The sequence below is a fragment of the Streptomyces hebeiensis genome, assembly GCF_052983195.1.
The window spans coordinates 2,875,057-2,888,916 of the sequence record NZ_CM129812.1 but is presented as its reverse complement, the minus strand read 5'-3'; the positions used below and the strand labels follow the sequence as shown (position 1 = coordinate 2,888,916).

General features: G+C 71.0%; 12 protein-coding genes and 1 other RNA gene. 11 read left to right on the top strand and 2 right to left on the bottom strand.

The features are described 5' to 3' along the window. Nucleotides 1–161: 161 nt before the first annotated feature. The 9 genes from ftsE (at nt 162) to ACU6P3_RS12490 (ending at nt 9,813) form a co-directional block, all read left to right on the top strand. A complete protein-coding gene (ftsE, locus tag ACU6P3_RS12530) occupies nt 162–851 on the top strand; it encodes a cell division ATP-binding protein FtsE (protein WP_344285411.1) in 690 nt (229 codons plus the stop codon). 121 nt (nt 852–972) lie between these two features. After that, the gene (ftsX, locus tag ACU6P3_RS12525; RefSeq protein WP_447197202.1) at nt 973–1,893 is read left to right on the top strand and encodes a permease-like cell division protein FtsX; all 921 of its coding nucleotides are present in this window, start codon (nt 973–975) and stop codon (nt 1,891–1,893) included. Between the two features lie 69 nt (nt 1,894–1,962). Further along, nucleotides 1,963–3,246 carry a S41 family peptidase gene (locus ACU6P3_RS12520; protein ID WP_447197201.1) on the top strand — a complete coding sequence of 428 codons (1,284 nt, stop codon included), beginning with the start codon at nt 1,963–1,965 and terminating at the stop codon, nt 3,244–3,246. Between the two features lie 69 nt (nt 3,247–3,315). Continuing rightward, nucleotides 3,316–3,795 carry an SsrA-binding protein SmpB gene (smpB, locus tag ACU6P3_RS12515; protein WP_030748991.1) on the top strand — a complete coding sequence of 160 codons (480 nt, stop codon included), beginning with the start codon at nt 3,316–3,318 and terminating at the stop codon, nt 3,793–3,795. A gap of 169 nt (nt 3,796–3,964) precedes the next feature. After that, nucleotides 3,965–4,351: a transfer-messenger RNA gene (gene ssrA, locus ACU6P3_RS12510) on the top strand. Nucleotides 4,352–5,008: 657 nt separating this feature from the next. After that, nucleotides 5,009–5,794, top strand: coding sequence for a hypothetical protein (locus ACU6P3_RS12505; protein WP_447197200.1), 786 nt, complete (start codon nt 5,009–5,011; stop codon nt 5,792–5,794). Nucleotides 5,795–6,016: 222 nt separating this feature from the next. Beyond that, the gene (locus ACU6P3_RS12500) at nt 6,017–8,146 is read left to right on the top strand and encodes a bifunctional polysaccharide deacetylase/glycosyltransferase family 2 protein (protein WP_447197863.1); all 2,130 of its coding nucleotides are present in this window, start codon (nt 6,017–6,019) and stop codon (nt 8,144–8,146) included. After that, nucleotides 8,143–9,438 carry an acyltransferase family protein gene (locus ACU6P3_RS12495; RefSeq protein WP_447197199.1) on the top strand — a complete coding sequence of 432 codons (1,296 nt, stop codon included), beginning with the start codon at nt 8,143–8,145 and terminating at the stop codon, nt 9,436–9,438. Before ACU6P3_RS12500 ends, ACU6P3_RS12495 begins: the two co-directional genes overlap by 4 nt. Nucleotides 9,439–9,537: 99 nt before the next feature. Then, the gene (locus ACU6P3_RS12490; RefSeq protein ID WP_447197198.1) at nt 9,538–9,813 is read left to right on the top strand and encodes a DUF2087 domain-containing protein; all 276 of its coding nucleotides are present in this window, start codon (nt 9,538–9,540) and stop codon (nt 9,811–9,813) included. Nucleotides 9,814–9,888: 75 nt separating this feature from the next. Here the strand turns inward: ACU6P3_RS12490 and ACU6P3_RS12485 are convergent, their stop codons facing one another. After that, nucleotides 9,889–12,150: a tetratricopeptide repeat protein gene (locus ACU6P3_RS12485; protein ID WP_447197197.1), complete on the bottom strand. Its 2,262-nt coding sequence runs from the start codon at nt 12,148–12,150 to the stop codon at nt 9,889–9,891. Continuing rightward, the gene (locus ACU6P3_RS12480) at nt 12,147–12,560 is read right to left on the bottom strand and encodes a hypothetical protein (RefSeq protein WP_344281026.1); all 414 of its coding nucleotides are present in this window, start codon (nt 12,558–12,560) and stop codon (nt 12,147–12,149) included. The genes ACU6P3_RS12485 and ACU6P3_RS12480 overlap by 4 nt, the downstream gene beginning before the upstream one ends. A 305-nt stretch (nt 12,561–12,865) precedes the next feature. Here ACU6P3_RS12480 and ACU6P3_RS12475 point away from each other — a divergent pair, with 305 nt between their 5' ends. Further along, on the top strand, nt 12,866–13,135 hold the full coding sequence (locus ACU6P3_RS12475; protein WP_447197196.1) for a hypothetical protein: 270 nt from the start codon (nt 12,866–12,868) through the stop codon (nt 13,133–13,135). After that, on the top strand, nt 13,128–13,748 hold the full coding sequence (locus tag ACU6P3_RS12470) for a DUF6879 family protein (protein ID WP_447197195.1): 621 nt from the start codon (nt 13,128–13,130) through the stop codon (nt 13,746–13,748). The genes ACU6P3_RS12475 and ACU6P3_RS12470 overlap by 8 nt, the downstream gene beginning before the upstream one ends. Nucleotides 13,749–13,860: the final 112 nt, after the last annotated feature.

Below are 13,860 nucleotides of genomic sequence, written 5' to 3'. Positions count from 1 at the left end.
GATCCCGCCACGGGCGCCTCCGCGGGAGCCCGTACCGTATCCATGACAAAACGCCCAAGCCGGTCCCGTGCCCGGGCGGTAACCGCGGACGCCGACTGCGCGGCCCTCTCCGCTTCGCGTAAGGTCTCGCTCACCTACTCCCGGCCGACCCTGGTGCCCCCGTGATCCGATTCGACAACGTCTCCAAGACCTATCCGAAGCAGAACCGTCCCGCCCTGCGCGACGTCTCCCTCGAAGTAGAGAAGGGGGAGTTCGTCTTCCTGGTCGGCTCGTCCGGTTCCGGGAAGTCGACCTTCCTGAGACTTCTCCTCCGTGAGGAACGTGCCAGTCATGGCATTGTGCACGTCCTCGGCAAGGATCTCGCCCGGCTGTCCAACTGGAAGGTGCCGCAGATGCGCCGCCAGCTCGGCACGGTCTTCCAGGACTTCCGGCTGCTGCCGAACAAGACCGTCGCGGAGAACGTGGCGTTCGCCCAGGAGGTCATCGGCAAGTCCCGCGGCGAGACCCGCAAGTCCGTCCCCCAGGTCCTCGACCTCGTCGGCCTCGGCGGCAAGGAGGACCGGATGCCCGGCGAACTGTCCGGCGGTGAGCAGCAGCGCGTCGCGATCGCGCGGGCGTTCGTCAACCGGCCGATGCTGCTGATCGCGGACGAGCCGACGGGCAACCTCGACCCGCAGACCTCCGTCGGCATCATGAAGCTGCTGGACCGCATCAACCGTACGGGCACGACCGTGGTGATGGCGACCCACGACCAGAACATCGTCGACCAGATGCGCAAGCGCGTGATCGAGCTCGAGAAGGGCCGGCTGGTGCGTGACCAGGCCCGCGGCGTCTACGGCTACCAGCACTGAGCCGCACCGCGGCGGGCATGGGCCGCGTACCGCGTGCGCACCGGGTGCGCGATGCGCGAGCGCCCTGCGTCGAGCATCAAAGCTGAATCAGAAGCGGAAAGCTGAAAGCTGAAAGGACGCCATGCGCGCCCAGTTCGTCCTGTCGGAGATCGGCGTCGGTCTCCGCCGAAACCTCACGATGACCTTCGCGGTCGTCGTCTCCGTGGCCCTCTCGCTCGCCCTGTTCGGCGCCGCGCTGCTGGTGAGCGACCAGGTCAACGCGATGAAGGGGTACTGGTACGACAAGGTCAACGTCTCCATCTACCTCTGCAACAAGACCGACGCGACGACCACGCCCAAGTGCGCGAAGGGTGCCGTCACCGGCGAGCAGAAGAAGGAGATCGAGGCCGACCTCGACAAGATGTCGGACATCGTCGAGACCGTCCACCACGAGACGTCCGACGAGGCGTACAAGCACTACAAGGAGCGGTACGGCGACTCGCCCATCGCCGCCACGATCACCCCGGACCAGATGCCGGAGTCCTTCCGGGTCAAGCTCAAGGACCCCGAGAAGTACAAGGTGGTGGCCACCGCCTTCGAGGGCCGGGACGGCGTCGAGTCGGTCCAGGACCAGCGGGACATCCTGGAGAACCTCTTCAACCTGATGCGGAGCATGAACATCGCGGCGCTGCTCGTGATGGGCCTGATGCTCGTGATCGCGTTGATGCTCATCGTCAACACCGTGCGCGTGTCCGCGTTCAGCCGTCGGCGTGAGACCGGGATCATGCGGCTCGTCGGCGCGTCCAGCTTCTACATCCAGATGCCGTTCATCCTGGAGGCGGCGGTGGCCGGGCTGATCGGCGGCGTCGTGGCCTGCGTCTTCCTGCTCCTGGGCCGCTACTTCATCATCGACAACGGATTCGCCCTCGCCGACAAGATGCAGTTGGTCAACTTCATCGGCTGGGACGCGGTGCTGACCAAGCTTCCGCTCGTGATCGTCATCGGTCTGCTGATGCCCGCTCTGGCGGCCTTCCTGGCGCTGCGCAAGTACCTCCGGGTGTGACAAGTCCCGCCCGGTGCGAGGGGCCACAAGCACCGTCCGTAAGGCCCCCGTTGTCCTAGACTCGGCGCCATGGCGGGCTCAGAGTCGCACGAACGGCCCCGTTGTCCGGCGCGGGGCCCGCGAAGACCGAGGGGCAGGGCCCAGGCGCTGGGCCGCGGGGCGGTTCTGACGTTGGTCTTCGCGAGCGTGCTCGCCACGGGCGCGGCGACGAACTCCCTGCCCCAGGAGGAGGACGCCTCCGCCGAGCGCGCGAACGCCGCCTCGAGGGCGGGCGTCGGCGGCCGTGACGGTACGGGCCCGGGCTCGGGGACGGCCGTCCCCGAGGAGGTCACCAGAGCCGCGGCCAAGGCCCTGGCGGAGGGCAAGTCCCCCACGGAGGCGGCCGAGGAGGTCGTCAGCCGCAGCGGCGACCGCTGGGGCGCGGTGTACGACAAGAAGGAGTACGAGGAGTTCGAGCAGGCCCTCGACGGCGAGTACACCGGTGTCGGGCTCTGGGGCAGGCGCACCCCCGGCGGGCTCGTGGAAGTGACCCGGGTGCAGCCCGGCGGTCCCGCGGCCAGGTCCGGCATCGGGCCGGGGGACACCATCAGGACCGTGGACGGCGCGAGCGTCGCGAAGAGGCCCGTCACGGAGGTCATGGCGCTGCTGAGGGGCGAGGTCGTCCCCGGCGCCGGAACGGGCGACGGCCCGGGCTCCGAGGCCGCCGCCGGCACCCTCGTCCGGGTCGGTCTGGAGCGGGACGGCCGGCGCTGGACCGAGAGCCTGCGCCGGGCCCGGCTGAGCACCGAATCCGTCTCCGTCGGCAGGATCGAGGGCGGGGCGCTGCGCATCAGGGTCGAGGCGTTCACACGGGGCACGGGCGAGCGGGTCCGGGACGTGGTCCGCGACGCCCCCGAGGGCACCGGTGTCGTGCTCGACCTGCGGGGCAACGGCGGCGGGCTGGTGTCCGAGGCCGTCGAGGCGGCCTCCGCCTTCCTCGACGGCGGGCTGGTCGCCACGTACGACGTGGGCGGGGAGCAGCGCGCCCTGTACGCGAGGCCCGGCGGGGACACCGGCCGGCCCCTGGTCGTCCTGGTCGACGGCGGCACGATGAGCGCCGCCGAACTGCTCACCGGCGCCCTCCAGGACCGGGGACGGGCGGTGACCGTCGGCTCGCGCACCTTCGGCAAGGGCTCGGTCCAGATGCCCAGCAAGCTCGCGGACGGCTCGGTGGCCGAGCTGACCGTCGGCCATTACCGCACGCCGGCCGGTCACGCTGTGGACGGCCGGGGCGTCACCCCCGACCTCGCGGTCAGGGAGGGCGTGCAGGAGCACGCCAGGACGGTGCTCGGCGGTCTCGGCGTCACACCGTGAGGTGAGCGCCGGGTGCCCCGGGCCGACCGGTGAAAAGAAGTTGCGCCGGGGTGCGAAAATGGCGGGACTATGGCGAAGGAAAAAGGGCGCAAACTCATCGCGCAGAACAAGAAGGCACGGCACGACTACCACATTCTCGACACATACGAGTGCGGTCTCGTGCTGATGGGCACGGAGGTGAAGTCCCTGCGCCAGGGACGCGCCTCGCTGGTGGACGGTTTCGTGCAGATCGACGGGCACGAGGCATGGCTGCACAACGTGCACGTGCCCGAGTACAGCCAGGGGACCTGGACCAACCACAGCGCCCGGCGCAAGCGGAAGCTGCTGATGCACCGGCTGGAGATCGACAAGCTGGAGTCCAAGTCGCAGGAGACGGGTCACACGATCGTGCCGCTCGCCCTGTACTTCAAGGACGGCCGGGCCAAGGTCGAGATCGCGCTGGCGAAGGGCAAGAAGGAGTACGACAAGCGCCAGACGCTGCGGGAGAAGCAGGACCGGCGCGAGGCGGAGCGGGCGATCTCGGCGGTGCGGCGGCGGCAGCGGGCCTGAGCGCGGGCCCGACCGCGGCCGCTCGGGACCGTTCCGTCCGGCCCCGTCGGCGGGGACGGCCGCGCGGAAATAGGCTGGCATCGTCGTGCGTTGTTCACGTACGATGGACTCGCACCTCACAGCGGGTGTGCGTGCCCGGGCGCACCGGGCATATTTGAAAAATCAACATGGGGATGATCGGTTTCGACAGCGGATGTCGAAGCAGGGGAAGCGAGCCGAGGAAGCGGCAATGATCTCGTTAACCATATGTCGCAAACAATAATCGCCAATTCCAAGCGCGATTCCTCCGCCTTCGCCCTCGCTGCCTAATTAGCAGCTAGCGAAGACTCTGCGGAGTGTCAGCCCGGGGCTGTTCCCGACCCGGATCCTGGCATCAGCCAGGGAACTAAACCTGTACGCCCGGTCACGGGGTGTACAGGGAAACCAAACAGTGACTGAGCCCGTCGGAGACTTGTCCGTGTGATCTCCGGGGCCGAGAAAATCGCAGCGGACTGCGCTCGGAGAAGCCCTGGTTCCGCACCGTTGGACGCGGGTTCGATTCCCGCCATCTCCACAATTCCCATGTGAGCGAAGGTCCCGCAGCCCTGGTGGCTGCGGGACCTTCGTCGTGTGCGGCTCACGTGCGGCTCACGTTCGCGCTGAAACGCGGGGGTCCACGTGGTACGGCGGCTTCGCCCGGGGGGTATCGAGATCGCGCCACCGGCGCCCATGGCGGTGGGGGCCGCGGAATTCCGGCGAGTGGTGGCGAACCACCGCAATTCGCTGCCGACCGTCGTGGAGTTCCCGGTGATGCCCGACACAGTGCCGGCCCGCCGGCCGACCCCGTACCGTTCTCGCCGGTGCCCCTGGAGCGGCGCACGGGAAGCGGTCATCCAGGACTGATCGCGCTGCGTACGGCGGCCGGCGAACTGGCTGAACAGGAGGGCCGGTTGGTCCTTACTCCGGGGAGCCTGCTCCCTACCACGGCCCCCGGGAGGGCGTACGGCAACTCGTGAAGCGGAACTCGGCTGTCAACGGCGTGCGCTACATTCATCTCCCGGGTGCGGAGTGACAGGGGGGCGGCCGGTTCGGGTTGGGGAACCTGACCGGTGGAGTAACCAGCCGTTCATGCGTGCGCCCATGTCATTAAGTGGTGGGGGATGTGCGTACACCTGTGGACAATTGGCCTGAAGACGCCCGTGGTGGGCATGCGCATGAGCCGAATGACGTCACCGTGGAACTGGATGTCCGGGGGCGTCTCCGCTCCGGCCTGCCCGACCGGACGCGTCCCCTGCCGACGGTGGGCGACGGGTCGCGGCGCGAGCAGCGGGTCGGGAGTGAGCCGGGGAACAGGGACGAGCCGCGGAACGGGGACGAGCAGCGGGTCGAGATCGGTGCGGCACCACCGGCCGCCGCCCCCGGGGACGTCGACGGCCCGGTCTTCGTCGACGCCAGCGGTCGCCGGAGCAAGAAATTCCGGCGGGCCGGCTGGGTCATCACCCTCGCCTGCGCCGGTTACGCCATGACGGTGATAGGCACCCTGCTCGGCGGAAACTCCAGCGCGCCCTGGCTTCCGATACCCGGTCTCGCCGAGGAAAAGGGCAGGTCGGAGACCGTGGAGATACAGCCCGCGCCCACGGTCGGCGCCTCCCTCTCCGGGTCGCCCGGCGCCCCGGACGCCTCGCCCTCCGCGACGGACCCGGCGGCGGGCGGCGAGGTCGCGCGGGAGTCCACCGGCGGCGTCACCCCCGGCCCCGACCGGCAGCCGGACTCCGGGGCGGGCGGCCCGACCGCCCCGGACGCTCCGCCGCCCGGGGCGGGGGAGGAGAAGCCCGGCTCCGACACGTCACCCCCGCCCGGCGGCGACCCGGACGCGGGGCCCGGCGGAACGGGCGACGGTGACCCGTCGCCGCCGCCGTCCCCGTCGAACAGTCCGGATCCGGGCGAATCGGGCGACCCCGTGCAGACATCGCCACCACAGCTGAACAACCAGGCCCTGGCCGCGGAAGGCGCACAGTAGATGACCCCCACCGGAAGAGGCGCCCGTCGGCGCGACGACGGAGACGGGCCGGTGCCCGGCAGACATGGGGCCGGCAGACATGGGGCCGGCAGGGCTGCCTCCGGCACACGCGCGGACATGTCCTTCCCCTCGCAGACAGGCACACCCGTCCCGCCGACGGGCGGCCGGAAGGCGGCCCGGCGCAAAGCGTCCGCGCAGCGGGTGAAACGGCGTCGGCTCCCCATGCGGTACCTGCTGCCCTCCCTCATCCTCGTCGCACTGCTCGCCATGCTGATGCTGCGCGGATACGTGCACAGCGAGATCCTGGCCGACCACCGCATCCGCCCCCCGGCCGCCACCGACCAGGTGCCCGAACGGATCCTCAAGGGCGGCCCGGTCATCGACGCGCGCGGCTCCGGCGACGCGCGCGCGCTGACGATCCCCGACCACAAGCTGGTCATCACGTTCGACGACGGCCCCGACCCCGAGTGGACCCCCAAGGTCCTCGACAAGCTCAAGCAGTACAACGCGCACGGGGTCTTCTTCGTCACGGGCACCATGGCCTCCCGTTACCCGGACCTGGTCAGGCGGATGGTGGACGAGGGCCACGAGGTCGGCCTGCACACCTTCAACCACCCCGACCTCGCGTACCAGACCAAGGAGCGCATCGACTGGGAGCTGTCGCAGAACCAGCTGGTCCTCGCGGGCGCGGCCGGAGTGCGGACCTCGCTCTTCCGACCGCCGTACTCCTCCTTCTCGTCCGCCATGGACAACAAGTCCTGGCCGGTCACGCAGTACATCGGCAGCCTCGGCTACATCACCGTGCTCAACCACACGGACAGCGAGGACTGGAAGCGTCCCGGCGTCGACGAGATCATCCGGCGGGCCACGCCCGAGGGCACCAAGGGCTCGATCGTGCTGATGCACGACTCGGGCGGCAACCGCGCGCAGACGGTCGAGGCCCTGGACCGCTTCCTGCCGGACATGCAGAAGCGGGGATACGCCTTCAGCAACCTCACCGAGGCCCTGGGCGCCCCCAGCGCCCACACCGAGGTCGCGGGCGCGGACCTGTGGAAGGGCAAGGCGTGGATCGCGGCCGTCACCCTCTCCGAGGACCTCACCGGCGTGCTGGTCGGCGGGCTCGCCGTGATCGGGGTGCTCGTCATGGGCCGGTTCGGCCTGATGCTGCTGCTCTCGTTCCTGCACGCCCGCAAGGTGCGCCGGCGGGACTTCAGCTGGGGCGCGCCCGTGACCGAACCGGTGACGGTGCTGGTCCCCGCGTACAACGAGCGCGAGTGCATAGCCAACACGGTGCGCTCCCTGATGGCGAGCGACCATCCGATCGAGGTCATCGTCATCGACGACGGCTCGTCGGACGGGACGGCGGACATCGTCGAGGAGCTGTGGCTGCCGAACGTCCGTGTCGTGCGCCAGCAGAACAGCGGCAAGCCGGCCGCGCTCAACAACGGCATCGCGCACGCCCGGTACGACCTGATCGTGATGATGGACGGCGACACCGTCTTCGAACCGTCCACGGTGCGCGAGCTGGTGCAGCCCTTCGGCGACCCGCGCGTGGGCGCGGTCGCGGGCAACGCCAAGGTCGGCAACCGCGACACCCTCATCGGCGCCTGGCAGCACATCGAGTACGTGATGGGCTTCAACCTGGACCGCCGGATGTACGACGTCCTGCGCTGCATGCCGACCATCCCCGGCGCGGTCGGGGCCTTCCGGCGGCAGGCGCTGGAGCGGGTCGGCGGGATGAGCGAGGACACCCTCGCCGAGGACACCGACATCACCATGGCGATGCACCGCGACGGCTGGGAGGTCGTCTACGCCGAGCGCGCCCGCGCCTGGACCGAGGCGCCGGAGTCCGTCCAGCAGCTGTGGTCCCAGCGGTACCGCTGGAGCTACGGCACGATGCAGGCGATCTGGAAGCACCGCCGCGCCCTCGTCGAACGCGGCCCCTCGGGGCGCTTCGGCCGGGTCGGGCTGCCGCTGGTCTCGCTGTTCATGGTGCTGGCGCCCCTGCTGGCCCCGCTGATCGACGTGTTCCTGCTGTACGGGCTGGTCTTCGGCCCGACGCAGAAGACGGTCGTGGCATGGCTCGGCGTACTGACGCTCCAGGCGGTGTGCGCGATGTACGCCTTCCGGCTCGACAAGGAGCGCATGACGCATCTGATCTCGCTGCCCCTCCAGCAGATCCTCTACCGGCAGCTCATGTACGTGGTGCTGCTCCAGTCCTGGATCACGGCGCTCACCGGTGGCCGGCTGCGCTGGCAGAAGCTGCGCCGTACGGGCGCGGTGGAGGCACCGGGGTCGATCCCGACGCAGCGGCGGCGGGACGCGGACGTCGATCGGAGGCCGGTCGGATGAGTACGCGACCTCTCGACCCGTTCGGCCCGTCGACGGCGGGTGCGGGCGGTTCGGACAACCCGGATCCGGCGGGCGCGGGCGTGGCCGGCGCGGCGGAGTCCGTTCCGGACCCCGCACGGGCTGCCGCCCCCGCTCCCGCGCGTACCGGTGGCCGGGACCGCTACCTGGATCTGCTGCGGGCCGTCGCGCTGGTGCGGGTCGTGGTGTACCACGTCTTCGGCTGGGCGTGGCTGACCATCCTCTTCCCGTCCATGGGCGTGATGTTCGCGCTGGCCGGGTCGCTGATGGCCAGGTCGCTGTCGAAGCGCCCGCCGTGGAGCGTCATCCGCGGGCGGCTGCGCAGGCTGCTGCCGCCGATGTGGGCGTTCGCGGCGGTCGTCGTGCCGCTGATGTTCGTGATGGGCTGGCAGCCGGGCGCGGACGAGGGGGCTTGGGGGTGGGCCAAGGTGGCCAACTACCTCGTCCCGGTCGGGGCCCCGCCGTACCCGTGGGAGAGCGGTTCGCCGGGCGGTCTGCTGGACTCCACCTGGGCCGACCAGGCGGCGGGTCCGCTCTGGTACATCCGCGCGTACCTGTGGTTCGTGCTCGCCTCGCCGCTGCTGCTGTGGGCCTTCCGCAGGCTGCCCTGGGCGACGCTGGCGTTTCCGGTCGCGCTGACGGCGGTCATCGGCACGGGACTGGTGGAGATACCCGGCGAGGCGGGCCGGGCGCTGACCGACTTCGCGGTCTACGGCGCGTGCTGGGTGCTGGGTTTCGCGTACAACGACGGCCTGTTCGAGAAGGTCCCGCGCTATGTGACGGTCTCCGTGGCGTTCTTCACGATGGCCTTCGCCCTGTGGTGGGCCTCGGGCCACCTCACCGAGGAGGGCTGGAACCTGGACGAGATCCCGCTCGCCCAGGCGACCTGGTCCCTCGGCTTCTGCATGATCCTGCTCCAGTACAGCCCGTCCTGGAAGGAACTGCCGGGCCGGCTGGCGCGGTACGACTCCGTGATCACGCTCGCCAACAACCGGGCCGTGACGATCTATCTCTGGCACAACCTCCTGATCATGGCCACGGTCCCGATCGTCGACCAGCTCTGGAACATCCCGGGCATCGACGCCTTCTCCGCCCAACTGGACGCGGCCTACTCGACGTTGAGCCTGATCCTGGTCTTCCCGCTGCTGGCGCTGATGATCCTCGCGATGGGCTGGGTCGAGGACGTCGCGGCCAAGCGGAAACCACGCCTGTGGCCGAACGGCACGAAGCCCGCCGGGACCGGTGCCCGCCGGGGCGGGCCGGCACACGGCTGATCCCGCGCCCGCGTCGACCGGTCCGCCGCCGCCCGCCGCCGCCCGCCGCCCGGCAAAATCCGTTGCCGGGCGGCGGGCCGGTGCGTGAGGCTTCCGGCCATGTCCGACAACGCGACCGCGGGTGCGCGCGGGGTGGCCGATCCGTTCTCCGGCGGCCGGCTGACCGTGATCCCCCGCCGACCGGCCCGCCGCGAGCAGTTGCTCGTCCACCTCACGGAGACGCTCTTCGAGCGGGACCGCGCCTATACCGGGCGCGAGGTCGACGACGCGCTGCGCGCGGTGCACGACGACTGCGCGGCCCTGCGCCGCTACCTGGTCGTGGCGGGCCTGCTGGAACGCCCGCGCGACGGCAGCAGCTACCGACGGGCGCGGTAGCGCGTACGTCCGCCGCGAGGAGCGCGCCGGGCGCCCACGGCTGACGCGCCGCCGGCCCCGAGCGGGTGGCGGGCGTCAGTGGGCGGTGAGTTCGTCCAGCAGCCGGCGGCTCGCGGCGGTGAAAGGGTGGTCGGGGCCGAGCGCGTGGGCGCGGCGGGCGACGACATCCGTCATCAACTCGATCCCCGAGTCCGTCCGGCCGAGTGCCGACCGGGTGCGGGCGAGCAGTTGCTGGGCCGCGAGCGCGATGGGGTAGTCGGGGCCGAAGCGGTCGCGGTAGGCCGCGGTGACGTGCTGGATCTCCTCCTCGGCCGCCTCGTGCCGGCCCAGGACGTACAGCGCCCACGCGTGGTTGTGCCGGGCCCCCAGCGTGACCGTGTGGTCGGGGCCGAGGTGGCGCCGGCACTCGTCGGGCAGGGACAGCAGCGACCGGCCCTCCGCCGTGGCCAGTTCGGCGGCGGTCAGCATCGTCAGCAGGCTGGAACGGGAGCGCAGGGTCAGCGGGTGCTCGGGGCCCAGCGTCCGGTGGCGGGCCGCTGCCGTGGTGCGCAGGAGGGCGAGGGCCTCGTCCCGGCGGCCGAGGTTGACGAGGACGAGCTGGAGGCCGTGGCAGCTGTCCAGCGTGTCCGGGTCCTCCGGGCCGAACAGCCGTTCCTGGGTGGCGCGGATCCGGCTCAGCAGGCTCTCGGCCTCCGCGTACCTGCCGAGCCGGAAGAGGGCCCGGCCCTGCCTCGACCGGGCCGCCAGCACGAGACGGTGTTCCGCGCCGAGCCCGCTGCCGCCGAGGTCGGCCGCGGCGTGGGCCGTCTCCTCGGCGGAGGGGTAGTCGCCGGTGCGGTGCAGCGCGACGGCCAGCCGGGTCGCGACGGCCAGTACGCAGGCCGCCGCGGACGGCTCCGTGACCCGGCGCAGCAGGGCCAGGACATGGGGCGCGAGGAGGCGTAGCACGGGGTCGTACGGACCGGCGTCCGGCCGGGCCGGTACGGCCGCGTCGAGGAGCCGGGCCGCCGTCGCGTCCAGCGTGCCGCGGAGCGCGGGCGGCGTCGCGGCGGCCACGCTGTCGAGCAGGACGCCATGGCTCCGCACGCAGCGCACGCCGATGTCGACCCGTTCGGTGAGCGAGTGGTCGAGCAGCGCCCGCAGCGCCGTCTCGGCCCGGGCGCGCGGCAGTACGTCGCCGATCTCCGGGCGGCCCAGCAGCGACAGCGGCAGTGGCTCGGGGGCCAGCCGTGCCAGCAGCCGCAGCAGCACGGCCGCTTCGGGCAGGCCGTTGGTCTCGAAGGCGTCCAGGGTCAGTTGCCAGGTCCGGCCGACCAGCTGCCGGGGGTCCTCGTCGGCCAATGCGTCAGCTCCTTGATCGATGAGCGCGACCCGCTCGCCCTCGTCCAGCCGGCGCCCGTAGGCGTCCATGGTCCACGGGTCGATCACTTGGTGGGAGAGGAAGCCGCCCGCGAGCGTGAGTGCCAGCGGCAGTCGGCCCAGCCGGTCCGCGATCTCGGCCGCCTGGGCCGGTGTGCCGCTGTGCGGCGCCAGGTCGCACAGGACGCGCGCGGCGTCCTCCCGGGGCAGTACGCCGACGTGCTGCAACTCCGCGCCCGGCCACCAGCGCGCCGCCGATCTGCGGGTCGTGACCACGACCGTGCCGCGCGGGCTGCCGCGCAGCCAGCTGCCGTCGCGCAGGATCGCCGGGTCGTCGGCGTTGTCGAGCACCAGCAGCCAGGGCTCGGGGGAGTGGTCGAGGCGTTCCCAGACCAGGTCGGCGGCCGACCGGTAGCCGTTGCGGGCGGCCAGCAGTTCGCCGTCGCCGGCTCCCCGGTCGGCCGCCACCGCGAGCATGCCCGCGCGCAGGCTCGCCCGGTCGGAGGCGTTGACCCACAGGCCGACGCGGGCTCCCCCGGCGGTGGCGTACTCGAAGAACGCGGAGGCGACGGCCGTCTTGCCGCAGCCGCCCATGCCGTGCAGGACGTAGACCTCGTCACCCCGGCCCGGCGCGACGCTCTCCCGCAGGCGCGCCAGCACCTCGGCACGGTCGCGCAGGACGACCGGGGCGCGGCCGACGGCCGGGCGGCGGACGGAGTCGGGGGCCGCCGGGTGCCGATCGCGGTCGTCGAACCGCCCGTCGAAGCGCGCGCCGGAGCGGCTGTCGGCGCGGTCGGCGCTGTCGGGGTGCCCGCCGTCGGCGCGGTCGCCGGGCCGGTACCCGTAATGATGGTGCTCGGTGATGTGCTGGTCGCCGGACGCCTGGTAGACGCGGCCGTCGTTCGCGGCGCGGCCGTCCATCGCGCCGCCGTGGCCGTTCGTCGCGCCGCCGCCGTCGGTCGCGCCGCCTGTCGTCATCGCTCGGTGATGTGCTGGTCTCGTCCCGCCTGGTAGACCCGGGCCTGCCCGGAGGCCGTCGCGTGCTGGGTGACCGTCGGGGCGGCGCCGGCCGACGCCGGATCGATCGCGTCGAGCAGCCGGCGCAGTTCCTCCGCCGCCTCGGGGTGGGCGACGAGCAGCCGCCGCAGCCGGCCCTGCCACTGGGCGCGCAGCTCGTCCATGCTCTGCCGGTCGTCGGCGGCGTGCGCGGCCAGTACGTCCTCCCGGCTGACCTCCAGCTCCGCGGCGACGGAATCGGCCCGCTCGGGCTGGACGTGGCGCCAGAGCCGGGTGACACCCTCGCGGGCGCGCTCCCAGGCGTCGGTGACCATCAGCGTGACCAATGTGGCTCCCGCGCCCTGCGCGAGTGAACTGATTTCCGGATCCACAGCCCCAGCTCCCCCGTACTGTGTCGCCGTCCGTCACCTCTCCCGTGTACGCCTCTCGCGTGTATGTAGATCCGATAATGAGGCGAGTGGCGAGGTGGGCGGTACGATCTTTTCCTGATCAAATATTGATACACTCTTGAGCCCTGTGTGGCAAGGAGGCATTCTCCTGGCGCGACGCAGAGGGAGATTCCGTCATTCCGCGTCGGATTGCGGACTGTTTTGGACAGAGTTGGTCGACGAGCAGGGGTCCGGCGGGCGTCGAATGATAAGGTGCCGTCGAACAATATTCGGCGACAGGAGACGCTATGGCCAGGCCATGGGAAGCTGATCCGGCGACGGGATTCAAGAAGCGGTTGGGAAAATCTCCACAGGAATTAGGCCACACGACCGACACCCCCGACTGCCCCGACATCTGGGAGCTGGAGAACGGGGACGTGGCGGTGATCGGCCGGGATCTCACCGATTCCCTCGGCAGGAACCTGCCCGCGGGCGTCTCGATCGGCCTCGACGAGCGGCTCGTGGTCATTCCCAGGAACATGCTGATCGCGGCGAAGCCGGACATCCCCGGTGTTTGATTCCTTCGCCCAAGGCGTATCTAACCGACTCGACCGGCCGAGCTACCATGAGGACTTCTACCGGATCTTCCGGAGCGGAATCCGGTACCTGAACAAACTGGAACGCGGCCAGCAATTCAAGGAACGCGGATTCCCGAGCTGGGAGGCGTTCGCCGCCGGGGAATGGGAAAACGCGCTCTCGCTCATCGAGGAGAAGCGCGAGATCTATACCCGGCAATTGGCGGAGGTGGCGGACCTCGGAATCACGCAGCGCCGCCTTCGGGTGGTGGAATTCCCGGTGACCCCCTATGTGCAATGGGAATTCCATGTGCTCCGGCTGCGCCAGGAGCTGGGTGATCCCGTCCGGGTGATGGACGCCCGGCGGATCGCGGACATCGAGCGGACCGGACCCGTACCCGAAGTGGTGATCCTCGGGGACCGGGCCATGTACGAGGTGGTGTACGACGACGACGGGAACGCGGACGGGGCGCGCCGGTACACCGACCCGGCGCTGATCGCGGAGACCTCGGCCGGATTCGACACCCTCTACGGCAGGGCCGAACCCTTCCAGGAGTTCTTCGAGCGGGAGATCCTGCCGCTCGGGGCGCCGGTCGTCAGCGGTTCCTCCGTCTGATCGCGGTTCCTCCGTCCGATCTCCCGCACGTCACCGATTTCGGCCTTCTGACATCGATGTCAGAAGGCCGTACGGCGTACCCGGGGCCGTGTCCGGGCCGCGCCGGGGCCGG